The organism is Nocardioides sp. NPDC087217, assembly GCF_044744805.1.
Lineage (GTDB): Bacteria > Actinomycetota > Actinomycetes > Propionibacteriales > Nocardioidaceae > Nocardioides.
Genome location: NZ_JBIUZB010000003.1, coordinates 231,027 through 255,256 on the forward strand (window position 1 = coordinate 231,027; position 24,230 = coordinate 255,256).

At 69.3% G+C, this 24,230-nt stretch carries 22 protein-coding genes; 9 read left to right on the plus strand and 13 right to left on the minus strand.

The genetic code is table 11. From position 1 onward, the window contains the following. Window positions 1-3: 3 nt before the first annotated feature. The 4 genes from ACIO3S_RS15435 to ACIO3S_RS15450 all read right to left on the minus strand — a co-directional run bounded on the left by ACIO3S_RS15435 (window position 4) and on the right by ACIO3S_RS15450 (window position 3,789). Window positions 4-1,029, minus strand: a complete 1,026-nt coding sequence (locus tag ACIO3S_RS15435; protein WP_400465164.1) for a TIGR03842 family LLM class F420-dependent oxidoreductase — start codon at window positions 1,027-1,029, stop codon at window positions 4-6. 4 nt (window positions 1,030-1,033) lie between these two features. After that, the gene (gene hydA / locus ACIO3S_RS15440) at window positions 1,034-2,467 is read right to left on the minus strand and encodes a dihydropyrimidinase (protein WP_400465167.1); all 1,434 of its coding nucleotides are present in this window, start codon (window positions 2,465-2,467) and stop codon (window positions 1,034-1,036) included. A 10-nt stretch (window positions 2,468-2,477) separates the two neighbouring features. After that, the gene (locus ACIO3S_RS15445) at window positions 2,478-3,326 is read right to left on the minus strand and encodes a nitrilase-related carbon-nitrogen hydrolase (RefSeq protein ID WP_400465170.1); all 849 of its coding nucleotides are present in this window, start codon (window positions 3,324-3,326) and stop codon (window positions 2,478-2,480) included. 163 nt (window positions 3,327-3,489) lie between these two features. Beyond that, the gene (locus ACIO3S_RS15450; protein WP_400465173.1) at window positions 3,490-3,789 is read right to left on the minus strand and encodes a hypothetical protein; all 300 of its coding nucleotides are present in this window, start codon (window positions 3,787-3,789) and stop codon (window positions 3,490-3,492) included. A 250-nt stretch (window positions 3,790-4,039) separates the two neighbouring features. Between ACIO3S_RS15450 and ACIO3S_RS15455 the strand changes: the two genes are divergently transcribed. Both ACIO3S_RS15455 and ACIO3S_RS15460 read left to right on the plus strand, forming a co-directional pair. Further along, window positions 4,040-5,317, plus strand: a complete 1,278-nt coding sequence (locus tag ACIO3S_RS15455) for a DUF445 domain-containing protein (protein WP_400465176.1) — start codon at window positions 4,040-4,042, stop codon at window positions 5,315-5,317. Between the two features lie 126 nt (window positions 5,318-5,443). Then, on the plus strand, window positions 5,444-5,695 hold the full coding sequence (locus ACIO3S_RS15460) for an RNA-binding S4 domain-containing protein (RefSeq protein ID WP_160027629.1): 252 nt from the start codon (window positions 5,444-5,446) through the stop codon (window positions 5,693-5,695). Between the two features lie 65 nt (window positions 5,696-5,760). Here ACIO3S_RS15460 and ACIO3S_RS15465 read toward each other — a convergent pair whose 3' ends face one another. The 8 genes from ACIO3S_RS15465 to ACIO3S_RS15500 all read right to left on the minus strand — a co-directional run bounded on the left by ACIO3S_RS15465 (window position 5,761) and on the right by ACIO3S_RS15500 (window position 15,946). After that, window positions 5,761-6,135 (minus strand): FKBP-type peptidyl-prolyl cis-trans isomerase, encoded by a 375-nt coding sequence (locus tag ACIO3S_RS15465; protein ID WP_141795436.1) that lies wholly within the window; start codon window positions 6,133-6,135, stop codon window positions 5,761-5,763. Window positions 6,136-6,139: 4 nt separating this feature from the next. Further along, entirely contained in the window at window positions 6,140-8,758 is a 2,619-nt protein-coding gene (locus ACIO3S_RS15470; protein ID WP_400465180.1) for a DUF4153 domain-containing protein, read from the minus strand. Then, entirely contained in the window at window positions 8,755-9,456 is a 702-nt protein-coding gene (locus ACIO3S_RS15475; protein WP_400465182.1) for a response regulator, read from the minus strand. The genes ACIO3S_RS15470 and ACIO3S_RS15475 overlap by 4 nt, the downstream gene beginning before the upstream one ends. An 81-nt stretch (window positions 9,457-9,537) precedes the next feature. Next, a complete protein-coding gene (locus ACIO3S_RS15480) occupies window positions 9,538-9,972 on the minus strand; it encodes a CBS domain-containing protein (protein ID WP_400465184.1) in 435 nt (144 codons plus the stop codon). Between the two features lie 56 nt (window positions 9,973-10,028). Beyond that, a complete protein-coding gene (locus ACIO3S_RS15485) occupies window positions 10,029-10,901 on the minus strand; it encodes an inositol monophosphatase family protein (protein WP_160027635.1) in 873 nt (290 codons plus the stop codon). A gap of 97 nt (window positions 10,902-10,998) precedes the next feature. Then, complete coding sequence (rsgA, locus tag ACIO3S_RS15490; RefSeq protein ID WP_400465187.1) at window positions 10,999-12,009, minus strand: ribosome small subunit-dependent GTPase A; 1,011 nt, start codon at window positions 12,007-12,009, stop codon at window positions 10,999-11,001. A gap of 7 nt (window positions 12,010-12,016) precedes the next feature. Next, entirely contained in the window at window positions 12,017-13,312 is a 1,296-nt protein-coding gene (gene aroA, locus ACIO3S_RS15495) for a 3-phosphoshikimate 1-carboxyvinyltransferase (RefSeq protein WP_400465190.1), read from the minus strand. Between the two features lie 57 nt (window positions 13,313-13,369). After that, the gene (locus ACIO3S_RS15500; RefSeq protein ID WP_400465193.1) at window positions 13,370-15,946 is read right to left on the minus strand and encodes a sigma-70 family RNA polymerase sigma factor; all 2,577 of its coding nucleotides are present in this window, start codon (window positions 15,944-15,946) and stop codon (window positions 13,370-13,372) included. Between the two features lie 292 nt (window positions 15,947-16,238). On the opposite strand from ACIO3S_RS15500, the gene ACIO3S_RS15505 reads away from it, so the two are divergent. Genes ACIO3S_RS15505 through ACIO3S_RS15525 form a run of 5 tightly spaced genes read left to right on the plus strand, consistent with a single transcriptional unit; the run spans window position 16,239 to window position 21,101 of the window. Then, the gene (locus tag ACIO3S_RS15505) at window positions 16,239-16,961 is read left to right on the plus strand and encodes a hypothetical protein (RefSeq protein WP_400465196.1); all 723 of its coding nucleotides are present in this window, start codon (window positions 16,239-16,241) and stop codon (window positions 16,959-16,961) included. A gap of 44 nt (window positions 16,962-17,005) precedes the next feature. After that, complete coding sequence (locus tag ACIO3S_RS15510) at window positions 17,006-17,752, plus strand: SOS response-associated peptidase (protein ID WP_400465199.1); 747 nt, start codon at window positions 17,006-17,008, stop codon at window positions 17,750-17,752. 1 nt (window position 17,753) lies between these two features. Beyond that, window positions 17,754-18,392, plus strand: a complete 639-nt coding sequence (locus ACIO3S_RS15515) for an alpha/beta family hydrolase (RefSeq protein ID WP_400465202.1) — start codon at window positions 17,754-17,756, stop codon at window positions 18,390-18,392. Between the two features lie 47 nt (window positions 18,393-18,439). Next, complete coding sequence (locus tag ACIO3S_RS15520; RefSeq protein WP_400465204.1) at window positions 18,440-20,221, plus strand: IlvD/Edd family dehydratase; 1,782 nt, start codon at window positions 18,440-18,442, stop codon at window positions 20,219-20,221. A gap of 10 nt (window positions 20,222-20,231) precedes the next feature. Beyond that, window positions 20,232-21,101: a fumarylacetoacetate hydrolase family protein gene (locus tag ACIO3S_RS15525; protein WP_400465207.1), complete on the plus strand. Its 870-nt coding sequence runs from the start codon at window positions 20,232-20,234 to the stop codon at window positions 21,099-21,101. On the opposite strand, the gene ACIO3S_RS15530 is transcribed toward ACIO3S_RS15525, so the two are convergent. Next, complete coding sequence (locus tag ACIO3S_RS15530; RefSeq protein WP_400465210.1) at window positions 21,091-22,179, minus strand: LacI family DNA-binding transcriptional regulator; 1,089 nt, start codon at window positions 22,177-22,179, stop codon at window positions 21,091-21,093. The two genes, ACIO3S_RS15525 and ACIO3S_RS15530, sit on opposite strands and share 11 nt — an antisense overlap. Before the next feature lie 252 nt (window positions 22,180-22,431). Between ACIO3S_RS15530 and ACIO3S_RS15535 the strand changes: the two genes are divergently transcribed. After that, a complete protein-coding gene (locus tag ACIO3S_RS15535) occupies window positions 22,432-23,340 on the plus strand; it encodes a carbohydrate ABC transporter permease (RefSeq protein WP_400465213.1) in 909 nt (302 codons plus the stop codon). Continuing rightward, on the plus strand, window positions 23,337-24,218 hold the full coding sequence (locus ACIO3S_RS15540; protein ID WP_378679814.1) for a carbohydrate ABC transporter permease: 882 nt from the start codon (window positions 23,337-23,339) through the stop codon (window positions 24,216-24,218). The genes ACIO3S_RS15535 and ACIO3S_RS15540 overlap by 4 nt, the downstream gene beginning before the upstream one ends. Window positions 24,219-24,230 lie beyond the last annotated feature (12 nt).

Here is a 24,230-nt window from a genome sequence, read left to right on the forward strand (position 1 = left end):
GCCTCAGGCCTTAGCCGTCGCCGGCCGGTTGACCCGGGGGATCACCAGATCGCCGTACGCCGCCAGGGTCTGATCCATCGCGTCGTGCTGCAGGTAGACGGCGAACTGGTCGACGCCGAGGCTCTTGAGCTGCTCGAGCCTGGCGACCTGCTCCTCGACCGAGCCGAGGAGGCAGAACCGATCGACGATCTCGTCGGGCACGAACTGGGTGTGGGTGTTCCCGGCCCGCCCGTGCTCGTTGTAGTCGTAGCCCTCGCGGTTCTTGATGTAGTCGGTGAGCGCCTGCGGGACGGCACCGCTGCCGTACTTCGACACGATGTCGGCGACGTGGTTGCCCACCATCCCGCCGAACCACCGGCACTGCTCGCGGGCATGGTCCAGCGCCTCGGGCGACCCGTCGGTGACGTACGCAGGAGCGGCCACGCAGAACGTCAGCGACTCCGGGTCGCGGCCGGCGTCGCTGGCCGCCTTCTTGACCGCTCCGATCATCCACTCGGTGATGTCGGGGTCGGCCAGCTGCAGGATGAACCCGTCGCCGACCTCCCCGGCCGCCTTCAAGGCGAGCGGGCCGTAGGCAGCGATCCACACCTCCAGCTCGGAGCGCTTGGCCCATGGGAACTGCAGCGTGGTGCCGTTGATCTCGACCGGGCGCCGGTTGGCGAGCTCGCGGATCACCCGGGTCGCCTCGCGCATCTCCTTGAGAGTCGACGGCTTCCCGTTGAGCACCCGCACCGCCGAGTCGCCGCGCCCCATCCCGCAGACGGTTCGGTTGCCGTACATCTCGTTCAGGGTCGCGAAGACCGACGCGGTCACCGTCCAGTCGCGGGTCGCCGGGTTCGTCACGAACGGGCCGACCTTGATCGTGCGGGTCTCGGCGAGGATCTGGCTGTAGATGACGTACGGCTCCATCCACAGCAGGTGGCTGTCGAAGGTCCATACGTAGTCGAAGCCGTACGCCTCGGCCTGCTTCGCCAGGGAGACGACCCGCCAGGCGGGCGGGTTGGTCTGGAGGACGACACCGAAGTCCATCACGTCACACCAGGTACTGGGAGAGGTCGCGCTTGAGGTAGCCGCCGTGGCCCTTGGTGCCCTTGAACTCGCCGTCGGCGACGACCACGGACCCGCGGGAGAGCACCACGTCGACATGCCCGTCGATCTCGTAGCCCTCCCAGGCGGAGTGGTCCATGTTCATGTGATGGGTCCGGCCCTCCCCGATGCCGATGGAGGTGTGCCCGTTGGGGTCGTAGACAACGATGTCGGCGTCCGCTCCCGGCGCGATGACGCCCTTGCGTCCGTAGAGCCCGAACATCCGCGCCGGTGTGGTCGCGATCAGCTCGACCCACCGCTCGAGCGTGATCTGCCCGGTCACCACGCCCTGGTAGAGCAGATCGACGCGGTGCTCGATCGAGCCGATCCCGTTGGGGATGGCCCGGAAGTCGTCCTTGCCGAGCTCCTTCTGCTCCTTCATGCAGAAGGGGCAGTGGTCGGTGGAGACCATCTGCAGGTCGTTGGTGCGCAGCGCCTGCCACATCGCGTCCTGGTGGCCCTCCTCGCGCGAGCGCAGCGGCGTCGAGCAGACCCACTTGGCGCCCTCGAAGTCGCCCCACTCCTCCGACCTCGCGCCGAGCTGGTCCTCGAGGGAGAGATAGAGATACTGCGGGCAGGTCTCGCCGAACACGTTCTTCCCGTGGTCGCGGGCCGCGGCCAGCTGCGCGACCGCCTGCTTGGCGCTGACGTGCACCACGTAGAGCGGAGCCCCGGTCACGTCGGCGAGCATGATCGCCCGGTGGGTGGCCTCCTCCTCCATCTGCCAGGCACGCGCGATGCCGTGGTAGTAGGGAGACGTCTTGCCGGACTCGGCCAGCTGCGCGGCGAGCACGTCGATGGCCGGACCGTTCTCGGCGTGCATCATGGTCAGCAGCCCGTGGTCGGTCGCCTTCTGCATCGCTCGCAGCACCTGCGCGTCGTCGGAGTAGAAGACACCCGGGTAGGCCATGAACAGCTTGTAGGAGGTGATCCCCTCGTCCACGAGCGTGTCCATCGCCTTGAGCGCGTCGTCGTCGACCCCGCCGATGATCTGGTGGAACCCGTAGTCGATCGCGCAGTTGCCGGCGGCCAGCTCGTGCCAGTGCGCCAACCCGTCCTGTACGCGTTCGCCGTAGCGTTGCACCGCGAAGTCGATGATCGTCGTGGTGCCGCCCCAGGCCGCGGCCCGGGTGCCGGTCTCGAAGGTGTCGCTGGCGTTGGTGCCACCGAACGGCAGCTGCATGTGGGTGTGGGCGTCGACGCCGCCGGGGATGACGTACTTCCCGGTCGCGTCGATGGTGACGTCGGCCGCGATCGTCCCCAGCGGAGTGCTCCCCGGGGAGATGAGCGCGACGATCCTCTCGCCGTCGACGAGCACGTCGGCCTGGGTGCGCCCGGTCGCGGAGACGACCGTGCCGCCCGTGATGAGCGTGATGGTCATGCCGGCCTCCTCAGGGTCGGGGGATGGCGGTGTACGAATCGGGCCGCCGGTCGCGGTAGAACTGCCAGTCGTCGCGCATCTCCTGGACCATGCTCATGTCCAGGTCGCGTACGAGCAGCTCCTCCTTCTCCGACGAGCCGCGCTCGCCGACGAAGTTGCCACGCGGGTCGATCACCTGGCTGGTGCCGTAGAAGTCGACCGCCTCGTCGCCGTACTCGTTGTCCTCGCGGCCGACCCGGTTGGGCTGCAGCACGAAGTAGCCGTTGGCGACCGCGGCGCACGGGCCCTCGACCTCCCACAGCCGGTTGCTGAGGCCGGGCTTGGTGGCGTTGGGGTTGAAGACGATGTGCGCGCCGTTGAGGCCCAGCTCGCGCCAGCCCTCGGGGAAGTGGCGGTCGTAGCAGATGTAGGTGCCGACCTTGCCCACCGCGGTGTCGAAGACGGGGTACCCGAGGTTGCCGGGGCGGAAGTAGAACTTCTCCCAGAACTTGTCGAGGTGCGGGAGGTGGTGCTTGCGGTACTTGCCGAGGATGCTGCCGTCGGCGTCGACCACGACGGCGGTGTTGTAGTAGACGCCGGTCTGCTCCTCCTCGTAGATCGGGAGGATCATCACCATGCCGAGCTCCTTCGCCAGCGCGGCGAAGCGCTGCACGATCGGCCCGTCGGCAGGCTCGGCGTAGCGGTAGTACTTCTTGTCCTGGGTGATCCCGAAGTAGGGCCCGTAGAAGAGCTCCTGGAAGCACATCACCTGGGCGCCCTGCTCGGCGGCATCACGCGCGAAGCCCTCGTGCTTGTCCAGCATGGAGGCCTTGTCCCCGGTCCAGGTGGTTTGGCTGATTGCGGCTTTGACGATGGTCATGCAATTACCTCCCGGTCGTGAACCCGCGGCGCTACGAGTCCCGCAATCGTTCCTGGGATTCGTTTCCTCCGGGTTACCCGTTAAATACAAACATGCCGCCGAGGCCCGTGGGGCCGCGACGGCAATTTTGGTGAAACTATCTCTTGCCTGAAACTTTTCTGGCCTACCTGGCGCTGGCCGGATGACGTACGACAACGTGCTCGACCGCCCTGGCGAGCTCCTCGCGGAGCTCGGGCGCGAGCTGAGGGCAGTCGATGGAGAGGAACAGCTCCATCGCGGAGCGGGTCGCGCGGGCCCGCTCGCCGGGCGTGCCCTCGGAAAGGGTCGGCGCGATCTCGGCGAGATGGGCACTGGTCTCGACCACGGTGTTGCAGTCGTGCGGGGTGAGTGGGGCGCGGGCCTCCCGGCCGGCGCGGACGAGGACGCTCAGTACCTCCACCTTGGCGGCGGTGGTCAACGACATAGCGCTCCTCGACGAGTCGAACAGATGCGACCCCACACCGTCCGCGTTGTGCGACGACATGTATCTCCTCGGTGGGACGTGTGCCTCCCCCGAGGCACTCTCGCTCACTCCAACGAGCAGGGGAAGGGATCGGTGACGCCCTTGGGTGCTTTGTAACCCAGCTGTGGGCCGACCCGTGAGTAACCTATAGAAATGCTGGTCCTGGTGTTGCAGATCGCCTCGCGTGGGACGACCCGGCACAATTGAGTCCATGAGTTCTCCTGGGGGCGCCGGCATCGGCGGCCTGATGGTCGAGACCGAGGCCGATGTCGTACGCCGCCAGGCACTGCGCCGCATGCGCATCGTCGCCACCGGGCTCCTGGTCGTGGCCGCCATCGTCTATCTGCTGACCCTTCGGCTGGACGGGTTCTGGGGGTTCGTGAACGCCGGCGCCGAGGCGTCCATGGTCGGTGCGATGGCCGACTGGTTCGCGGTAACCGCGCTGTTCCGCCACCCGCTCGGGCTGCCGGTGCCGCACACCGCGCTGATCCCGAAGCGGAAGGACGAGCTCGGCGCCAGCCTGGAGGAGTTCGTCCAGGACAACTTCCTGCAGGAGGAGACGATCCGCGAGCGGCTCGGTGTCGCGATGCCGTCGCTACGGCTCGCGCTGTGGCTCTCCGAGGAGCCCAACGCCAAGCGGGTCGTCGACGAGGTCTCCACCGTGGTCGCCGACGGACTCTCCCGGATCAGCAACCGGCACATTGTCGAGATCATCCAGGACGGGTTCGTACCTCGCCTGCGCGAGGAGCAGATCGCGCCGCTGCTCGGCGGCACCCTGCAGGCGGCGCTGGACGACGGTGTCCATCACGGTCTGGTCGACCTGGCGCTGGTCGAGCTGCACGGCTGGCTCGAGGAGAACGAGGAGATCGTCACCGAGGTGCTCGGCGAGCGGGCGCCGTGGTGGACGCCCCAGGTGCTGCGCGAGCCGGTGACCGCCCGCATCCACGTCGAGCTGGTCCGCTGGATCGCCGACATCCGCGACGACCCCGAGCACCGCGCCCGCAAGGCGATCGACACGATGCTCGCCGACCTCGCCGACAACCTTCAGCACGACGAGGCGACCATGGAGCGCGCCGAGCGGCTCAAGGAGCGGGTGCTCGACCACCCCGGCGTCATCAACACCGCCATCTCGATCTGGGACGCCCTGCGGCGTGCGCTGACCACGTCCCTGCGCGACCCCGACGGCGTCGTCCGCCGCCGCGCCCTGGACGAGGTCGTCCGCTATGCCCAGAAGGTCGTCCTCGACGAGGACCTCCAGCGCCGCTACGACGCGCTAGCCTCCGACGTGGCCGTCTACGTCGTCAAGCGCTACGGCCGCGAGGCGACCACCGTCATCACCCACACCATTCAGCGCTGGGACGGCAAGCAGGCCGCCCGCCGCATCGAGCTCTTCGTCGGCCGCGACCTGCAGTTCATCCGCATCAACGGCACCATCGTCGGTGGTCTCGTCGGCGTGATCATCCACACCGTCGCCGTCCTGGTGGAATGACCCGCCGAGACGTCACGTACGTCGGCCGAGACGTCACCGCGTGCCGACTCGGCCGACCGCAGTGACGTGTCGGCCGACGCGGGTGGCGCCTCGATCGATTTACCTGACGCCTCGGCGCGGGGGAGGATGAGCGGTGTGAGTGAACCCTTCGACGTACCCATCTCCGACGAGGTCATCCGCCTCGGTCAGTTCCTGAAGCTGGCCAACCTGGTCGAGGCCGGCTCCGAGGCCCGCCCGGCGATCACCGCCGGCGAGGTGAAGGTCAACGGTGAGATCGAGCTCCGCCGCGGTCGCCAGCTCCGCGTCGGCGACGTCGTCGAGTACGCCGGCCAGGCGGCCCGGGTCTCAGACGAGGCCGACTTCGACGTCCCCTGGTAGTCCTGGCGGAAATTGGAGCGAGGCGGTGACCCCGAAGGGTCACCGCCTCGCTGCGTACGAACTGCTTACTTCTCGACCTTGACCAGGTCGCAGACGAAGATCAGGGTCTCGCCGGGCTTGATCGCGCCGCCGGCGCCGCGGTCGCCGTAGCCCAGGTGGGGCGGGATGACGAGCTGGCGGCGGCCGCCGACCTTCATGCCGAGGATGCCCTGGTCCCAGCCCTGGATGACCTGGCCGATGCCGACGCGGAAGTCGAGCGGCTCGCCGCGGTTGTAGGACGCGTCGAACTCCTCACCGGTGGACAGCGCAACGCCGACGTAGTGGACCGATACGCGGTCGCGCTCGGTGGCCTCCTCGCCGTCACCGATGGTGATGTCCTTGATGACGAGGTCGGTCGGAGGGGTGGGGTCGACGAAGTCGATCTCAGGCTTCTGGCTCATGAAATCAGTCTACGTATCGAGACTCGCTGGGGCACACCACCGTCGCATCGGCCGTCCCGGGGTAGATCGTGGTCAGGCCGTCGGCCCGCTCCCGGCCGAGGTTCCACTCCAGCCAGTCGCCCTCGCGATCGTTGGGCCCGAGCACACAGCTGCGCAGGTCCTCGGGGAGCTTCTTCAGGGCGGGCACCGCATCGTCGCTGAGCTCGGCGAGGAAGTCGGTGTCGATCTTCCCGGTCTCCTCATAGCGCGAGACGTTGTGCTCGGCGATCCACGCGTCCGGGTTGATCGCGGCGATCCCGAGCAGCGCGACAGCGCCGCTGACCAGCGCGAACCGGCCGAGCCAGAGCCCGCCGCCGATCGCCGTGCCGGTCACCGCGGCGACCAGCCCGGCGATCACCAGCACGCCCAGCCAGGCCTCGAAGACGTCGACGAGCAGGCGGAGCTGGGTGAAGCCGTACGCCTCCTGGTAGAGGTGCATCCGGTACAGCGCGGACCCGACGACGACCAGCGCCTCCGCGGCGAGCAGACCGAGGGCGATCCGCAGCCACAGCCGGTCGGCGACGGTCTCCACCGGCGCCTTGCGCGCCGCCGCCCAGATCACCAGCAGGGTCAGTGCGGTCGCGACGGTGAGCTGGCCGAACCCCTGGTGGACGTACTCGGCGTACGTCAGCCCCGTCGTCTCGCGCAGGTAGTCCTCGCCGCCGAAGACAGCGGTCGCCTGCGCGATCAGGAACGCGGCGAAGACGGCGACCACGACACCGACCGGAGCCAGCCACTCGTAGCGGTTGGCGACGGGCTGGGACGTACGCTCGCTGCGGTCGATCCGGGGCGGGTTCACGGCCAGGTACGCAGCGCCCATCACGACCCCGAAGACGAAGACGGTCATGAAGATCCGAGCCGCGAAGGTGTCAGGGCGTACGTCCGGCACGAACTGGTCGACCCAGCTGCCCAGAACCGCGTCGGCGGTGGTGAACAGGAGCCCGAAGATCACCAGACCGAGCAGCGAGAGCACCGTGGTGCGGGCGACCGCCGCCCCGTGACCCCTGCCGGAGACGCTGGTCAGCGTGCGTCCCAGCCACGGGATCCCGCGCAGCCCGGCCAGCGGCCAGGAGATCCCGGTCAGCACGATCCCGAGCAGCGTCTTCGCCTGGGTGGAGGCACACAGGATCACCGCGATCGCCGTGAGCAGGCACAGTACGACGAGCCACTCGGCGTCGCGGAACACCGCGACCGAGGAGAGCAGCGCGAACAGGACGTAGCAGACGATCGGGAACCAGTTGCGACGTTTCTCGCTCGCCATCATCACGACCCCGCCGGCGGCCAGCAGCACGATGACCGTCCCGAGCCCGGCGTTGCGGTCGGGGATCAGCAGGCCGCCGAGCAGGCCGGCGACCACGGCACCGATGAAGAGCCCGAACCTGCCCGCGACACCTGAATCGGGCCAGTAGGTGCCGAAGATGTCGTCGAGGACCGACGGGGTGGCATAGGCGGCCTGAGGGTCCGTGTTGGGGTTGTCGACCGGCTGGGCCGGTTCGGCGGGCTCGGCCGCCGGGGGAGTGGTGGGCATCTGGCTCTCCTCATGAGTGGGGGTGAGATGACTGGGACTGAGCTGATGGGGGCCGGGACGTACGGGTGGGCGCAGCGGAAGGTCGACGCGCACCCGGGCCCCGGCGGCGCCGGGGAGCGGGTCGAGGAAGGCGATGGAGCCGCCGTGCAGGTCGGTGACCCACCGGGCGATGGCGAGCCCGAGCCCGGTCCCGCCGCCCTCACCGGAGGAGCTGAGCGTGCCGAAGGGCTCGAAGACGCGTCCGCGGTCGGCGACGGGGATGCCGGGCCCGGAGTCGAGGACCTCGAGGTGGTAGCGCTCGCCGTCGATCCCGGCGCGCACGGTGACCACGCCGCCGCGGGGACTGTGCCGGGAGGCGTTGTCGAGCAGGTTGACGACGAGCTGGCTGAGGCGATCGGGGTCGGCGTCGACGACCAGGTCGGCCGGTGCGTCGATCTCGTACGTGACCGGCCGCCCGTTGGCCCGCGTCTCCGCGACGCAAGCCTCCAGCAGCGGGCCGAGCTCGACCGAGGCGGTGCTCAGCGGCGCCTTGCCTGCGTCGACGCGCGCCAGGTCGAGCAGGTCCTCGACCAGCCGGCTCAGCCGCTCGGCCTGGCCGAGCGCGGTCTGGAGCGCGGCCGGGTCGGATCCGACGCCGTCCACGAGGTTCTCCAGCACGACCGTGAGAGCCGCCAGCGGCGTACGCAGCTCGTGGGAGACGTTGGCGACCAGGTCGCGACGCTGGCGGTCGACGGCGCCGAGATCGCTGGCCATCGTGTTGAACGCACGTCCCAGCTGACCGACCTCGTCGGCACCGACGGCGGGCACGGAGACCGAGTAGTCGCCCCGGGCCATCCGCCTGGCCGCGACGGTCATCTGCCGTAGCGGGGACGTCATCCCGGCCGCCAGCAGCTGGGTGACCGCGAGCGCTATCCCGATCGTGACCGGGATCGAGATCCACGGGGAGACGCCGGTGATCCGCCCGACGGAGGCGACGACCGCCGCCACCAGCGCGCTCGCGGCGACCAGGAGCCCGAGCTTGACCTTGATCGAGGAGACTCGTTCCAGCGGAGTCATTCGCCGGCCTCCAGGGCATAGCCGACGCCGTGCACGGTCCGGACCCGCTCGGACCCGATCTTGGCGCGCAGCCCCTTCACGTGGCTGTCGACCGTGCGGGTTCCGGAGGCGTCGTTCCAGCCCCAGACCTCGGCGAGCAGCCGCTCGCGGGTGACCACGGCGCCCGGGTCGGCGGCCAGGCAGACGAGCAGGTCGAACTCGGTCGGGGTGAGCCTGACCTCGTCGCCGTCGACCCACACCCGTCGGGCCGCCGGATCCATCCGGAGCCCCCCGATCTCAGCCGTACGCCGCGGCGACCCGGCCAGCTCGGCGGCCCGCTCCACCCGCCGCAGGAGCGCGTTGACCCGGGCCACCAGCTCGCGGGCCCGGAACGGCTTGGTCAGGTAGTCGTCTGCACCGACACCGAGCCCGACGAGCACATCGGCCTCGTCGGCACGCGCGGTCAGCATCAGCACCGGCACGGGGCGTACGGCCTGGATCCGGCGGCACACCTCGAGGCCGTCGTAGCCGGGCAGCATCACGTCGAGGACGACCAGATCGGGCGAGGTCTCCTCGAAGCAGGAGACCGCCCCGGGGCCGTCCCACGCCCGGACGACGTCGTATCCCTCCGCCTCGAGCCGGTCCGAGACGGCCTGGTTGATGACCGGCTCGTCCTCGACGACGAGGACCCGGCGGCTGACGGTCAGATGTTCTGGCACATGCTCAGGCTAGAAGCCCGAGTCGCCGGAAAGGCTGCAGAAGTTGTGCAGGTCCTGTGAAGGTCGGATCCGGACAGGATCTCAGGTCTGGTGGACGTACGCCTCGAGCTGGTCGCGCTCGAAGGCCAGCTGGTCGATGCGGTGCTTGACCAGGTCGCCGATGCTGACGATGCCGACCAGGCTGCCGTCGGGGGAGACGACCGGCATGTGCCGGATCCGGCGCTTGGTCATGATGCCCAGGATCTCGTCGATGGTGGCCTCGGGGGCACAGGTCTCGACCTCGGCGGTCATGATCGAGGAGACCTCGGCGGCGAGCAGCGCGTCGTTCTCGTGGAGGCGCCGGACCACGTCGCGCTCGGAGACGATCCCAGCGACGGCGGCCCCGTCGCCGCTGACGACACAGGCCCCGATGCCGTGCTCGGAGAGCACCCCGAGCAGGTCACGCACGGTGGCGGTTGATGCGATCGTGACGACTTCTGCGATCGCCTTGCGAGTGAGTACGTCCGCGATCTTCATGCACCAACGGTAGCGGCCGTGACGTGCGTCACGCCAGGGTCTGTTCCGGAACGCGGCTACTCGGATGCCGGGCGGCGGAACGCGGTGACCGATCCCGGCTGCGCGGCCGGCCAGTCGGCGTCGTTGTTGCCGTCGGGCAGCCCGCCGAGGAAGGAGAGCACGGCGTCGTGCAGGTGCCCGTTGGTGGCCAGCGCGTTGCCGCCCCACGGCCCCGGGTCGCCGGCCAGCGAGGTGAACTGGCCGCCGGCCTCGCGCACGATGATGTCCAGCGCGGCCATGTCGTAGAGCTCGAGCTCCGGCTCGACCGCGATGTCGACCGCGCCCTCGGCGACGAGCATGTAGGACCAGAAGTCGGAGTAGGCACGGGTGCGCCAGCAGCTGCGCATCAGCGCCAGGAAGTCCTCGAGCCGATCGCGCTCCTCCCAGCCGTGCAGCGAGGAGTAGGACATCGAGGCGTCCTCCAGGCGGCGTACGTCCGAGACCTGGCAGCGGGTCGACTTCATCAGCGACTTGCCGGTGTGGGCGCCCTGGCCCTTCGCCGCCCACCAGCGCCGCCCGAGCTGGGGCGCGGAGACGACCGACATCACGACCTCGTTGTCGACCGCGAGCGCGATCAGGGTGGCCCAGACCGGCACGCCGCGCACGAAGTTCTTCGTGCCGTCGATCGGGTCGACGATCCAACGGCGGCTGGACGAGCCGGAGGATCCCGACTCCTCGCCGGTGATCGCGTCCCGCGTACGCGCGCGGGAGAGCGTACGCCGGATCGACTCCTCCACGGCCTTGTCCGCGTCCGAGACGGGGGTCAGGTCGGGCTTGGTCATGACATGCAGGTCGAGCGCCTTGAACCGCGACGTCGACAGCGAGTCGGCGTCATCGGCCAGCAGGTGCGCCAGCCGCAGGTCGTCGTTGTAGTCAGGAGTGCTCGCCACGAGGATCCACTCTAGTGGCTCCGCTCCCCGTGCGAACCCTCCCCTGGTAACCGGTTCCCCACGAAAACGCCGGTCGGGGCATCGAGAGCTCGACCTGTCAGAGGGCGTACGTCGGCACCGACCGCGCCTCGAGCAGACGACGGAACGAGACGACCCGTTCCGGATCGAGCCTGCCGTCCTCCACGGCGATGTCCAACCCGCACTCCGGCGCATCGGCGGCGTGCGAGCAGCCGCGCGGGCACTCGGCCGTCGCCTCCTGCAGATCGGGGAAGGAGACGATGAGACGTTCCGGCTCGACGTGGGCCAGCCCGAACGTACGGATCCCCGGGGTGTCGATGATCCACCCGACCCCCGGGAGTCGCAGCATCAACGCCGACGTGGAGGTGTGGCGCCCCCGGCCGGTGACCGCGTTGACGCGCCCGACCTCGCGGCCGGCGTCGGGAACGATCGCGTTGACCAGGGTCGACTTGCCCACCCCGCTGTGGCCGAGGAGGACCGACGTACGTCCGTCGAGCTTCTCCTGCAGCGCGCTCATGTCGCCGCCCCGCTGGGTCACCACCCACGGCACCCCCAGCGACCGGTAGATCGAGACGAGCGACTCCGGGTCGGCCAGGTCGGCCTTGGTGATGCACAGCAGCGGGTCGATGCCCGCCTCCAGGGCAGCCACCAGCGCACGGTCGATGAACCCCGTACGCGGCTCGGGGTCGGCGATCGCGGTGACGATCACCAGCTGGTCGGCGTTGGCGACCACGACCCGCTCGACAGGATCGTCGTCGTCGGCCGTACGCCGCAGCACGGTCTCCCGGGGCTCGAGCTCGACGATCCGCGCCAGTGCCCCCTCCGCGCCCGAGGTGTCGCCGACGACCTTCACCCGGTCGCCCACGACCACGCCCTTACGGCCGAGCGGGCGGGCCTTGACCGCCCACACCTCGACGTCGGGGGCCTCGTCCATGACCAGCGTGAACCGCCCACGGTCGACGGTGATCACTCGCCCGAGGTCGGCGTCGTCGTAGCTGGGCCGGTCCTTCGTCCGCGGCCGGGTGCGGCGCCGGGGACGGTCGTAGTGCTCGACGTCCTCGGTCCCGTAGCGCCGCTGTGCCTTCGCCATGTCGTCGTCAGAACAAGCCGGCCCAGAAGGGCGCGAAGTCGGTGAAGGTCTTGCTGGTGGTGGTGATGTTCTCGACCAGGACGTCCTCGACGGCTGCCCCGATGATCACGCCGGCGTGGGCCATCCGGTGGTCGGCGTAGGTGTGGAACACCCCGCCGTGCAGCGCCGCCGGCCGGATCGTCAGCCCGTCGGGATGCTCGGTGACGTCCGCCCCGAGCGCACCCAGCTCGCGCGCGAGGGCGGCGAGCCGGTCGGTCTCGTGGCCACGGATGTGGCCGATGCCGGTCAGGTGCGAAGGCGTCGAGGCGAGCGCGCACAGCGCCGCGACGGCGGGGGTGAGCTCGCCGATGTCGTGCATGTCCAGGTCGATCCCGGTGAGCCGCTCCGGCCCGGTGACGGTCAGCCCGTCGTCGGTGACCCGCACCTCGCAGCCCATCAGCGAGAGCACCTCGCGCAGCTGGTCGCCCGGCTGGTCGGTCGCCTCTGGCCAGTCGCGCACGGTCATGGTCCCACCCGCGACCGCGGCCAGGGCCAGGAACGGCGCCGCGTTGGACAGGTCCGGCTCGATGGTGCGATCCAGCGCCTTGATCGGTCCTGGTGCCACGGTCCATCGGTTGGCGTCCGAGTCGTCGACCGCTACGCCGTGCTCGCGCAGCATCGCGACCGTCATGTCGATGTGGGGGAGCGACGGCACAGGCTTGCCGTCGTGGCGTACGTCCACACCCTGCTCGTACCGCGCGCCCGCGAGCAGCAGCGCGCTGATGAACTGGCTCGAGGCCGAGGCGTCGACCACCACGGTCCCGCCGGGCACGACGCCCTGCCCCTGGATCGTGAACGGCAGACCGTCGCCCTCGATGTCCACGCCGAGATCACGAAGCGCACGCAGCACCTCGCCGACCGGCCGCTTGCGCATGTGCGGGTCGCCGTCGAAGGCGACCGTGCCGGTGGAGAGAGCGGCCACCGGAGGTACGAACCGCATCACCGTCCCCGCCAGCCCGCAGTCGACCTCGGCGTCGGCGCCGAACGCCCCAGGCGTCACGACCCAGTCGTCTGCCGAGGTGTCCACGTGAGACCCCAACGACGTCAGCGCTGCCGCCATCAGCAGCGTGTCGCGCGACCGCAGTGCACGACGTACGACACTCGGCCCGTCCGCGATCGCGGCGAGCAGCAGCGCCCGGTTGGTGAGCGACTTGCTCCCGGGCAGCGACACCGTCGCCGTCACCGGACCCTGTGCCCGGGGAGCCGGCCACGGGTCGGCCGGCCCGTTGGCAGGGTCAGCGGCACGGTCGGTCGTGGTAGTCACAGGTCCAACTTTAGAGGTTCCGCGAGCAGAGGCGGCCGTCGGTCACCGGGGATGAAATCACTCGATCCCGAGCGCCTTCAGGAAACCTTCCCAGGTCAGACCGCCGGTCGCGGCGCCGCGCTCGACCTCGGGCTCCTCGTCCGGGTCGGCGCTGGGTACGTCAGGAGCCTCGGGCAGCGAGGGGCTGCCACTGGGACTGCCCGGGTCGCTGGGAAGGTCCGAGGACGGCGTCGGCACCTGCGGCACGTCCGGAGTCGTGGGCGGCGTGGGCACCTGCGGTACGTCGGGAGTCGTGGGCGGCGTGGGCACCTGCGGTACGTCCGGCGTCTCGCTCGGAGTCGGCGTCGGGGTGGGTGTCGGCGTGGGCGTCGGCGTCGGCTCCGGGGCGGCGGTGCCGCTGGTCGAGGCGGTGTTGTTGGTGGTGTCGCCGTCCTCGTAGCCGGTGGGCTCGATGCTCGCCTCGAAGGTCCACGTCGCGCCCGACTGCGGGATGAAGGCGAAGTGTGCCGCCTCGCCGTCGCCGGAGAGCGTGCACTCGTGGGTGACCGTGCCGTTCACCGGCATCGTGGTGGCGGGAGCGCCGCAGGCCGACCAGGCGAAACCAGGTCCGAAGTAGGGAGACGCCACGCCGGTCATGGCGATCCGGAGCGTCGTCGACTGGCCCTCGGCAGCCTCGGGGAGGCCGTCGACGGAGACCACGACGTCCTCGTACGCGTGCAGGTCGGAGACGCCCGGAATGATGAAGACCCCGCCCACGCCCGATTCGTGACGGTGGCTAACCCCGACTTTTGGGTCGTTCTTCGGAGCTTGCTCGAAGGTCACCTCCACAGCACCGACGTCCTTGCCGCCGTGGCCATCCGAGATTCGATAGGTGAAGGTGTCGCCGGCCCCGTCGTAGCCGGTGGTCATCGTGTAGACGACCTTGCCGTCGACGATCTCGGCCGTGCCGTGCGCGGGCTTCTCGACGATCTCGACCAGCTCGAGGGTGTCGTCGTTGTCGTCGGCGTCGTTGGCGAGCACGTCGATGGTGGTCTTGGCCGAGCTCGGCGGGTTGCCGTTGCCGGTCCCGTTGTTGCCCTGGCCGTTGCCGTTGCCGCCGGTCACCGTCGCGGTGGCCGCGTCGTTGGCGGCCCTCGGGTCGGCGTTGGGGGTGGCGATGTCGACGGTGCCGGCGACCTCGCCGCCGTTGCCGTCGGTGAGGACGTACTCGATGGTGTCGGTGCCCCGCCAGCCGATGTCGGCCTGGTAGGTCACCGTGGTGACGGGCTCGCCGGCCATCCGCAGACCGCCGAAGATCGCGCCACTGACGCTGCCGCCCTTACCGCCGGAGGTCGACGCGCCGCCGATGGTGACGGTGCCGTGGGCGGGGGAGGCGACGGTCGCCTCCTTGACGGAGAGCGGGTCGCCGTTGGCGTCGGTGGCTCCCCGGGTCAGGTCGATGACGGTCTTGCCGCCGGGCTGCCCGCTCACGGTGGAGAGCGGCGTGGTGATGACCGGTGCCTGCTGCGTCTGGGCGGGAGCGGTGTCAGCGGGCTGGTCGGCCGGCTGGTCGGCGGGAGGTGCCGCGGCCGGCGGCGCCGCGGGATTGTCAGCGGGAGGCGCGGCCGGGTCGGCCGGGTCGGCAGGTGCTGGATCGGCCGGCGCCTCGGCGGCAGGCTCGTCGGCGGCCGGCACCTTCGGGGCCGGGTCACCGCCGGTGAGCGCGAGCCCCGCGGCCACGGCTGCGGCAGCCGCGACACCGGCACCCGCACCGACCGTACGTCCCACGGGATCGCCCAGCACCCAGTCCCTGACCCGCCCGAAGAAGAGCACCACGCCACCCTTGGCGGCGACGCCGCTTCCGACGGCGAGGTAGCCCGCGCCCGCGGCGCCGAGCAGAGCCGGAGCGAGCCAAGCGCCCATCCCGGAGTTGACCTCGGTGAGCTCGAGATAGATCGCGGTGCACGGGCGGCAGTCCTGCAGGTGGTCGTCGACCTTCGTCGAGTCACGCTTGGACAGACCGTTGCGGATGTAGGCACCCAGGTTGGCGCGTGTGGTGGCGCAGGCCTCCTCGCCGGCGTCTTGAGCGTGCATCGAGATGAACGCCTGCTTCAGGCCCTCCCGAGCCCGGTAGGCGAGCGCCGAGACCGAGTTGGCCGACATGCCGAGCATCGGCGCGATCTCGGCCGGCTTCTGGCCCTCGACCTCGGTGTGCCACAGCACCTGCTGCCAGCGCTCCGGAAGCTGCTGGAACGCCTTCGCGGCGGCCTGGTTGTCGAAGCCCGACACGGCGGTGTCCTCGAACGGCACGCCCGGGTCGAACGGGGTCAGGTCGTCGGTGGTGGTCAGCTTCGAGGCGGCACGGATCTTGTCCACGTGGAGACGGCGCAGCGACGTCAGCAGGTAGGCGCGGAACGCCAGGTCCGGGCCGCCGCCCCTCTGCAGCACGTTGAGCACCTTGGCGAACGCCTCGGAGACGAGGTCGTCGGCGTCGCCGGGCGACACCAGCTGACGGGCCAGGCGGCGGGCGGCCTCGACATGGCGCTCGAACAGCGTCCCGTACGCATCCAGGTCACCGCCGCGGACAGCGGTGATCAGCTCGGCGTCGCCAGGGGCGTCGAGGGTAGGTAGAGAGGTGGGGGTCGATTCGCTCACAGCACCAGAGACGTTAGAAGGACGGAGGTATGACGCGGGTTGCGCCGACGGGAGACATGCGTTGTGCTAACGACTGCTGAAGCCCGCACGTCACGCCCCCTCCCCGGATCTGACAACAAGTTTCGCGAAACCCAGAAAATGTGGGTCGCTACCGCGTCATGGTTGCCGATTTCGTACGTCAAGTCCATGTGGGCACGCGGTAGATCAGCGCGCGCACCACTGTATCCATGACCCAGCAACTTCGGACAAGGAACGACACCAACGCCAGGAAGCACGAGGAAAGAGGTGAGTTGTGCGGCTGTTCTCCCGAGGTCGGCGTGCGCCTGCATCCACCTCGCCTGAGATCACAGAGCTCTCCGACGAGCAGCGCGCGGCGCTCCCGCCGCGGTTCGAGGCCGTCGCGGAGGCGCTCGTCGAGCGCAGCAACTACGTCGCCGAGGCCTGTTGGGTCGCCGGCCACGACCTCGCCGAGTCAGGTGTATCCCTCGGGGAGTGCCTCGAGGACCTTCGGATGACCACCCAGGCCATGGAGGATCGCGACCCGGCCTTCGTCGAGGTGCACGCGCTGTCCGTCGCCTGGAGCGAGGCGACGCTGGGCTACCTGCACACCATCTCCTGCGCTGACCCGCTCACCGGCCTCGCCACCCTCGCGCACCTGCGGGAGCGCATCTCGGACCTCTACCGGGAGGCCACGGCGCGCAGCCACGCGCTGGTCGTCACCGACGCCCACCTCCCGGGCGCCCCCGGCGGGAAGACCGACAGCATCGCCACCGCCCGCCGGATGTCGCTGCTCGGCCAGACCGCCCGCACCGTCTTCGCGACCGCGGCCGCCGTCGGACAGGTCGGCCACAGCCGGATGGTCGTGGTCGCCCCGCGTGACGAGACGCTGGTCAAACGGCTCGGGCTCCTCAAGCGGATGGTCGAGCACAGCGCCGACCGGATCTGGATCGAGGGACTCCCGGACAACGACAGGTCAGCGGGCTACCTGCTCGACGAGCTCGCCCGCGGAGCCTAGAAATACCTCCGAACACCACCGGCACCCGGCGCTAAGGTGAACGTATGTGCGGTCGTTACGCGTCCAGCCGCCAACCCGACGAGCTGGCCGAGGAGTTCGAGATCGATGAGTTGCGCCTTCAGGAGCCGCTCACCGAGAGCTACAACGTAGCCCCGACCGACGATGTCTATGCCGTCCTCGAGCGCCCGCCGCGTGACGACGGGGACGCGTCCAGCGAGCGCCAGCTCCGTTCCGTACGTTGGGGCCTGGTCCCGTCCTGGGCCAAGGACGTCAAGATCGGCAACCGGATGATCAACGCCCGGATGGAGACGGTGGGCGAGAAGCCCGCCTATCGCCGGGCGTTCGCCAAGCGCCGCTGCCTGCTGCCGGCCGATGGCTACTTCGAGTGGTACGCCACCGAGGCCAAGGACGCGAAGGGCAAGCCCCGCAAGCAGCCCTACTTCATCACCCCCAAGGACGGGGGAGTGCTGGCGATGGCCGGGCTCTACGAGCTGTGGCCCGACCCCGCCAAGGCCGAGGACGACCCCGGCCGGTGGCTGTGGAGCTGCACGGTGATCACCACCGAGGCCGAGGACTCCCTGGGGCGGATCCACGACAGGATGCCGCTCATGGTCGAACGTGAGCGCTGGGACCAGTGGCTCGACCCGACCCGTCCGGGCGATCTGGACCTGCTGACCCCGGCGGCGCCCGGCCGGCTGGAGGCCTACCCGGTCTCGACGCTGGTGAGCAACGTACGCAACAACGGCCGCGAGCTCGTCGAGCCGCTGCCGATCGAGGAAGCCTGGGGATGACATGGGTGGAACCACGACGCAGATGATCGACACGCCCTACGGACAGGGGCGGCTCTACACCCGCCGGGCGCGGCGACCACAGGCGACCCTGCTGCTCTCCCACGGCGCCGGCAACGGCATCGACACCCACGACCTGATGGCGCTCAACGACGCGCTGCCGGCCCAGGGCATCACCGTGGTCCGCTTCGAGCAGCCCTGGCGGGTCAAGGGGAAGCCGGTGGCCACCCCGCCCAAGTCCCTCGACGCGGCGCTGACCCTGGCCGCCAACTGGATGCGGGTGCGCACACCCCTGGTGGTCGGAGGCCGCTCCGCCGGGGCCCGCTCGGCGGTCCGTACGGCGCGCGGGTTCGGCGCCGCGGGCGCGCTCTGCCTGGCCTTCCCGCTGCACCCGATCGCCAAGCCGGGCATCTCGCGTGCCTACGAGCTGCTGGAATCCAGGGTGCCGACGCTGGTGCTGCAAGGCACCCGGGACAGGTTCGGTAGGCCGGAGGAGTTCCCGGAGGGGATCGAGGTCACCCCGATCCCGGGTGCCGACCATTCCCTCGTCGTCGGCAAGCGTGGCCCGATCACGCAGGCCGACGCCGACGCGATCCTGATCGAGTCCACCCTGGAGTGGCTGGTCCGCGAGGTCATCACCTAGACAGATCTCCATGGCAGGCCGTGCGTGGCGGCGCTAGGGTTTACAACGTGGTAAACGCCCCGCACCTGCGCAGCCGAGACTGGTTCGACAACCCGGACAATCCCGCGATGACGGCGCTCTACATCGAGCGCTACATGAACTGGGGCGTGACGCGCGAGGAGCTCCAGTCGGGCAAGCCGGTGATCGGCATCGCGCAGACCGGCTCGGACCTGTCGCCCTGCAACCGGCACCACCTCGGTCTGGCGCAGCGCGTACGCGACGGGATCCGGGAGATGGGTGGGATCGCGTTCGAGTTTCCGGTGCATCCGATCCACGAGATGGGGAAGCGACCGACGGCGGCGCTGGACCGCAACCTCGCCTACCTCGGTCTGGTGGAGATCCTCTACGGATATCCCCTCGACGGGGTGGTGCTGACGACGGGGTGCGACAAGACCACGCCGGCGTGCGTGATGGCGGCGGCCACGGTGAACATCCCGGCGATCGTGCTCTCGGGCGGGCCGATGCTCAACGGCTGGCTCAAGGGCGAGCGCATCGGCTCGGGCACGATCATCTGGAAGGCGCGCGAGATGCTCGCGGCGGGGGAGATCGACGAGGCTGAGTTCACCGAGCTGATCGCATCCTCTGCGCCCTCGCCCGGCCACTGCAACACCATGGGCACCGCCGCCACGATGAACAGCCTCGCCGAGACCCTCGGGATGAGCCTGCCCGGCTCAGCCGCCATCCCGGCTCCGCACCGTGACCGCGGTCGGGTGGCCTACCTGACGGGCAGGCGCATCGTCGAGATGGTGCACGAGGACCTGAAGCCCTCTGACGTCCTGACGAGGGATGCGTTCGAGAACGCGATCGTCGTGAACTCGGCGATCGGAGGCTCCACCAACGCTCCGATCCACATCAACGCGATCGCCAGGCACATCGGGGTCGCCCTCGGCATCGAGGAGTGGGAGACGGTCGGGCATCGGATCCCGCTCCTGGTCGACATGCAGCCGGCCGGCAGGTTCCTGGGCGAGGAGTTCCACCGCGCGGGCGGGGTGCCGGCCGTCGTCCACGAGCTGATGCGTCACGGGCTGATCCACGAGGATGCGCTCACGGTCAACGGGCGGACCATCGGCGAGAACTGCCGCGACACGGGGAGCGAGGACGCCGAGGTGATCCGCGGCTTCGACAACCCGCTCGTGGAGCGGGCCGGCTTCATCGTGATGACGGGGAACCTGTTCGACAGCGCGATCATGAAGACCAGCGTGATCTCGGACGAGTTCCGGGAGCGCTACCTCTCGGACCCCGAGCACCCGAACATGTTCGAGGGCCGCGCGATCGTCTTCGAAGGGCCCGAGGACTACCACGCCCGCATCGACGACCCCTCGCTCGAGATCGACGAGGGGTGCATCCTGTTCATCCGGGGTGTCGGCCCGATCGGCTATCCCGGCTCGGCCGAGGTCGTCAACATGCAGCCTCCCGCCGCACTCATCGAGCGGGGCGTGCACTCGCTGCCGTGCGTGGGCGACGGTCGCCAGTCCGGCACGTCAGGGTCGCCCTCGATCCTCAACGCCTCGCCCGAGGCCGCCGCCGGAGGAGGCCTGGCGCTGCTGCGTACCGGCGATCGTGTCCGGATCGATCTCGACACCGGACGAGCGGACATGCTGGTCTCGGACGAGGGGCTGGCCGCGCGGCGCGAGGCGGTCGGTGAGTTCGCGGTACCGGAGTCGCAGACCCCGTGGCAGGAGATCCAGCGGTCCATGGTCGGCCAGCTCGCCGACGGCATGGTCCTGGAGCCTGCGGTGACGTATCAGCGCGTGGCGCAGACCAAGGGCACCCCACGCGACAACCACTGAGGAGCAGCCGATGCACCTTGTCCGATACGACGGCGGGAACGGTCCGCGGGTCGGCGTACGCAGGGACGACTCGATCACCCCGGTGAGCGGTGTCGGATCCATGGCGGATCTCCTCGCGATGCCGCACGACGAGCTGCGGGCCACCGTGGAGTCGGCCTCCGCTGCGCCGGTCCCGGTCGCGTCCGTACGTCTGCTCGCTCCCCTGGACGGGAGGACCGAGCTGTGGTGCGCGGGCGTCACCTATGCCCGCTCGCGCAGTGCCCGGATGGAGGAGAGCGCCGAGCAGTCGGTCTACGACAAGGTCTACTCCGCGCAGCGGCCCGAGCTGTTCCCGAAGGCGCCGGCCTGGCGCCTGGTCACCGATGGCGAGCCGGTCGGCATCCGGGCCGACTCCGGCCACGACGTACCCGAGCCGGAGTTGGCCGTCGTGATCAACGCCCACGGCGAGATCATCGGCTACACGGTCTGCAACGACATGAGCTCCCGCTCGATCGAGGGTGAGAACCCGCTCTACCTGCCCCAGGCCAAGGTGTACGCAGGCGCAGCAGCGCTCGCGGCCGGCATCAGGCCCGTGTGGGAGGTCCCTGACGCCACCGGCCTCGCCATCACCTTGGTGGTCCGCCGGGGTGATCACGAGGTCGTCGCGGCGGAGACATCGTCCAGCCGGCTCGTACGTCCGATTCAGCAGCTCGTCGACCACCTGTTCGCGGCCAACGACTTTCCCGACGGTGCGGCGCTGGCCACGGGCACCGGGATCGTCCCCGACATGGGCTTCAGTCTTCAGCCCGGCGACATGGTGGAGATCGAGGTCGCTGAGGTCGGAAGGCTCATCAACCGGGTGGAGGTCGGGAAGGAGCCCTTCGCGTGGCTCAACCGTTGAGTCTCTGAGGGGTCGCGCCGGGCTGCCTCGACGTGGCCTTGGTTGCCCCGGAGGCGGTCCCGCCCGACGACTCCCGCACGATGACGTCGTAGGCAGCCTTGTGCAGCCGTGCCGGCCGCGATGACCCTGCACCCCACTCGATGCGCTCGACGAGCATGCTGACCGCTGTCTCCGCGATCTCCGCACGGCCGGGGTCGATGCTGGAGAGGGAGGGGACGGTGAGGTGGCTGATGGTGATGTTGTCGAAGCCGATCACGGCCACATCGTCGGGCACGACGCGCCCCGCCTCACCGAGAGCTCGGAGCGCGCCCAGCCCGAGCGAGTCGGTCAGGGTGAAGATGGCGTCGAACTCCAGCCCTGACTCGATCAGCTGTCGCGCCGCGTCGGCGCCGTCCTCCGGATGCCAGGGCGCGACGACGCGCTCGAGTCGGGGGTCGTGCTTGATCCCGGCAGCCGCCAGAGCCTCTCGGTAGCCCTGGATCCGAAGGTTCGAGGGCCCCATCACCCGGGTCTCGTCGTCGGGATGGGCGCCGATGACGGCGATCCGCCGGCGTCCCAGAGCGATCAGGTGCTCGACGGCTGCGCGGGCCGCGCTGACGTTGTGCATCGTCACGTGGTCGGTGGGTCCGCCGAAGATCCACTCTCCCAGCATGACCAGCGGGAAGTCGACGTACGCCAACAGGTCGCGGTCCTCGGTGCCGAGTCGCTCGGGGCTGAAGAGCAGGCCGTCGGTCTGGGGGAGCCCGTGGGTGAGGAGCTCGATCTCGTGCTCGCGGTCGCCTCCGAGCTGTCCGACGATGACGCTCAGTCCGCGCTTGGCCGCCGCCGCGATCACCGCATCGGCCAGCTCGGCGAAGTAGGCCTGCCTCAGCTCCGGGACCGCCAGCCCGATGACGCCGGTGCGGCCGGAGCGCAGGCCGCGCGCGGAATGGTTCGGCCGATAGCCCAGCTCGGCGATCGCTTTCTGCACGCGGGCGCGCGTGTCCGGGTGCACGTTCGGATGGTCGTTCACCACATTGGACACGGTCTTGGGCGAGACACGGGCAATGGCCGCGACTTCGCGCATCGTCACAGCCATCGTCGCCTCGTGTTCCCTCGTGCCCCCGGTTCAGGGGCAGCCTACATCGCTGTTTTCGCTCGACGCCGCCTGCCCTTTCGGACGCTCCGTGTGGCGAATGTCACGTTCGGGTCTTGACAGCGTCTGAGTGCAGGACAAGGATATGCGCTGATTACCACGTGGTAAACCCGCTGGTGAGAGGCGTGCATCGTCGTAAATCGGCGGTTCGGTGCGCCGACGCGGCGGGATACCTCAGCGAAGAGGAGCCTTCAGATGGTCGTTCTCCGGCGGCTGCTGTACTCGCAGAGAGCGGCGCCCTACCTCTTCATCGCGCCGTTCGTGATCACGCTGCTCGCCTTCTGGCTGCTCCCGCTCGCGCGCACGTTCCTGCTGAGCACCCAGGAGGTGGTGTTCGGGCAGGCCGCCTTCATCGGTCTGGACAACTACCAGCGGCTCTGGGAGGACCGGCTCTTCTGGAAGGCGATGTTCAACAGCGCCCGCTACATGGTGCTGACCATCGCGCTCCTGATCCCGATCCCGCTGGTGCTGGCCGCGCTCATCAACTCCAAGATCGGCAGCGAGCGCGTCAAGGCGGTCTTCAAGGCCTCGATGTTCGTGCCGGCGCTGACCTCCGTCGTCGTCGCCGGGATCATCTTCCGGCTGATGTTCGCCGAGACCGGCACCGGACTGATGAACCAGATCGTCGGGGTGTTCGGCCTCGAGCCGGTCCGGTGGCTGCGCATCGACACCGGCGGGCTGATCGCCCTGCTGGCGCTGGCGATGTGGCGCTGGACCGGCGTCAACATCCTCTACTTCCTCGCCGGCATGCAGGCCATCCCGGAGGAGTACTACGAGGCCGCCACCATCGACGGGGCCAGCAGGCTGCAGCAGTTCTTCCACATCACCCTGCCCAACCTGAAGCCGACCATCGTCTACGTCACCACCATCAGCGTCTACGGCGGTCTGGCGATGTTCTTGGAGAGCTTCATGCTCTACCGCGGCAACGCCTCGCCCAACGACCAGGGGCTCACGGTGATCGGCTACCTCTACCGGCGGGGGATAGAGCAGAACGACCCCGGCTTCGCCTCCGCGGTCGGTGTCGTGCTGCTCGTGGTCATCATGACCATCAACCTGACGTTCCTCACGTTCAGCGGAACCTTCAAGAAGGAGAGCGCGCGATGAGCGCCGAGCCGACTCCCCGTACGAAGGTCCAGCTGCCGTACTGGCTCCACGGCTCGGTCCAGACCGCGCTCCTGATGACGATCTTCCTGCTGGTGCTGACCCTTGTCGTGCTCGCTCCGCTGCTGATCATGTTCGTGGCGACGTTCCAGGACGGCAACGACGTCATCCGGCGGGGACTCTCCTTCGACATCGACCTCGGTTCGCTGTCGCTGGACAACTACGTGATGCTCTTCACCGACTCCGGGCCGTACTTCCGCTGGTTCGCCAACTCGATCCTGCTCACCGTCGTGCAGGTGGCCGGGACGCTGTTGGTCAGCTCGTTCGTGGCGTACGGCTTCGCGGTCTACGACTTCAAGGGCAAGACCGCGCTGTTCATCGCCGTGCTGCTGCTCATGGCCGTGCCGTTCGAGATCATGATGCTGCCGCTGTACGTGCTGGTGAACGACGTCGGCCTGGCCGACTCCTACTCGGTGATCGTGCTGCCGTTCCTGGCCGCGTCGGTGACGATCTTCTACTTCCGGCAGTACTTCCTCGGCATCCCGAAGGATCTGCTCGAAGCGGGCCGCATGGACGGCGCCACGGAGTTCGGCATCTTCTTCAAGATCGTGGTGCCGGTGGCGAAACCGGCGTTCGCGGCGATGGCCATCCTCAACGGGATGATCATCTGGAACAACTTCCTCTGGCCGCTGCTGGTGCTGCGGTCGGAGTCGAAGTTCACCCTTCCGATCGGGCTCAACACCCTGCTCACCCCGCATGAGAACAACTACGAGCTTCTCATCATCGGATCTTTGTTCTCGCTCCTTCCCGTCCTGGTGCTGTTCCTGCTGTTCCAGCGGTTCTTCGTCGCTGGGATGACGGCCGGGGCGCTCAAGGGGTGACCCCTTGCACAA

Bases quoted from the DNA above. Each gene is read 5' to 3' on its own strand.
- ACIO3S_RS15435 (WP_400465164.1), bottom strand. From the start codon at position 1,029: ATGGACTTCGGTGTCGTCCTCCAGACCAACCCGCCCGCCTGGCGGGTC.
- hydA (WP_400465167.1), bottom strand. From the start codon at position 2,467: ATGACCATCACGCTCATCACGGGCGGCACGGTCGTCTCCGCGACCGGG.
- ACIO3S_RS15445 (WP_400465170.1), bottom strand. From the start codon at position 3,326: ATGACCATCGTCAAAGCCGCAATCAGCCAAACCACCTGGACCGGGGAC.
- ACIO3S_RS15450 (WP_400465173.1), bottom strand. From the start codon at position 3,789: ATGTCGTTGACCACCGCCGCCAAGGTGGAGGTACTGAGCGTCCTCGTC.
- ACIO3S_RS15455 (WP_400465176.1), top strand. From the start codon at position 4,040: ATGAGTTCTCCTGGGGGCGCCGGCATCGGCGGCCTGATGGTCGAGACC.
- ACIO3S_RS15460 (WP_160027629.1), top strand. From the start codon at position 5,444: ATGAGCGGTGTGAGTGAACCCTTCGACGTACCCATCTCCGACGAGGTC.
- ACIO3S_RS15465 (WP_141795436.1), bottom strand. From the start codon at position 6,135: ATGAGCCAGAAGCCTGAGATCGACTTCGTCGACCCCACCCCTCCGACC.
- ACIO3S_RS15470 (WP_400465180.1), bottom strand. From the start codon at position 8,758: ATGACTCCGCTGGAACGAGTCTCCTCGATCAAGGTCAAGCTCGGGCTC.
- ACIO3S_RS15480 (WP_400465184.1), bottom strand. From the start codon at position 9,972: ATGAAGATCGCGGACGTACTCACTCGCAAGGCGATCGCAGAAGTCGTC.
- rsgA (WP_400465187.1), bottom strand. From the start codon at position 12,009: ATGGCGAAGGCACAGCGGCGCTACGGGACCGAGGACGTCGAGCACTAC.
- ACIO3S_RS15510 (WP_400465199.1), top strand. From the start codon at position 17,006: ATGTGCGGTCGTTACGCGTCCAGCCGCCAACCCGACGAGCTGGCCGAG.
- ACIO3S_RS15515 (WP_400465202.1), top strand. From the start codon at position 17,754: ATGGGTGGAACCACGACGCAGATGATCGACACGCCCTACGGACAGGGG.
- ACIO3S_RS15525 (WP_400465207.1), top strand. From the start codon at position 20,232: ATGCACCTTGTCCGATACGACGGCGGGAACGGTCCGCGGGTCGGCGTA.
- ACIO3S_RS15530 (WP_400465210.1), bottom strand. From the start codon at position 22,179: ATGGCTGTGACGATGCGCGAAGTCGCGGCCATTGCCCGTGTCTCGCCC.
- ACIO3S_RS15535 (WP_400465213.1), top strand. From the start codon at position 22,432: ATGGTCGTTCTCCGGCGGCTGCTGTACTCGCAGAGAGCGGCGCCCTAC.
- ACIO3S_RS15540 (WP_378679814.1), top strand. From the start codon at position 23,337: ATGAGCGCCGAGCCGACTCCCCGTACGAAGGTCCAGCTGCCGTACTGG.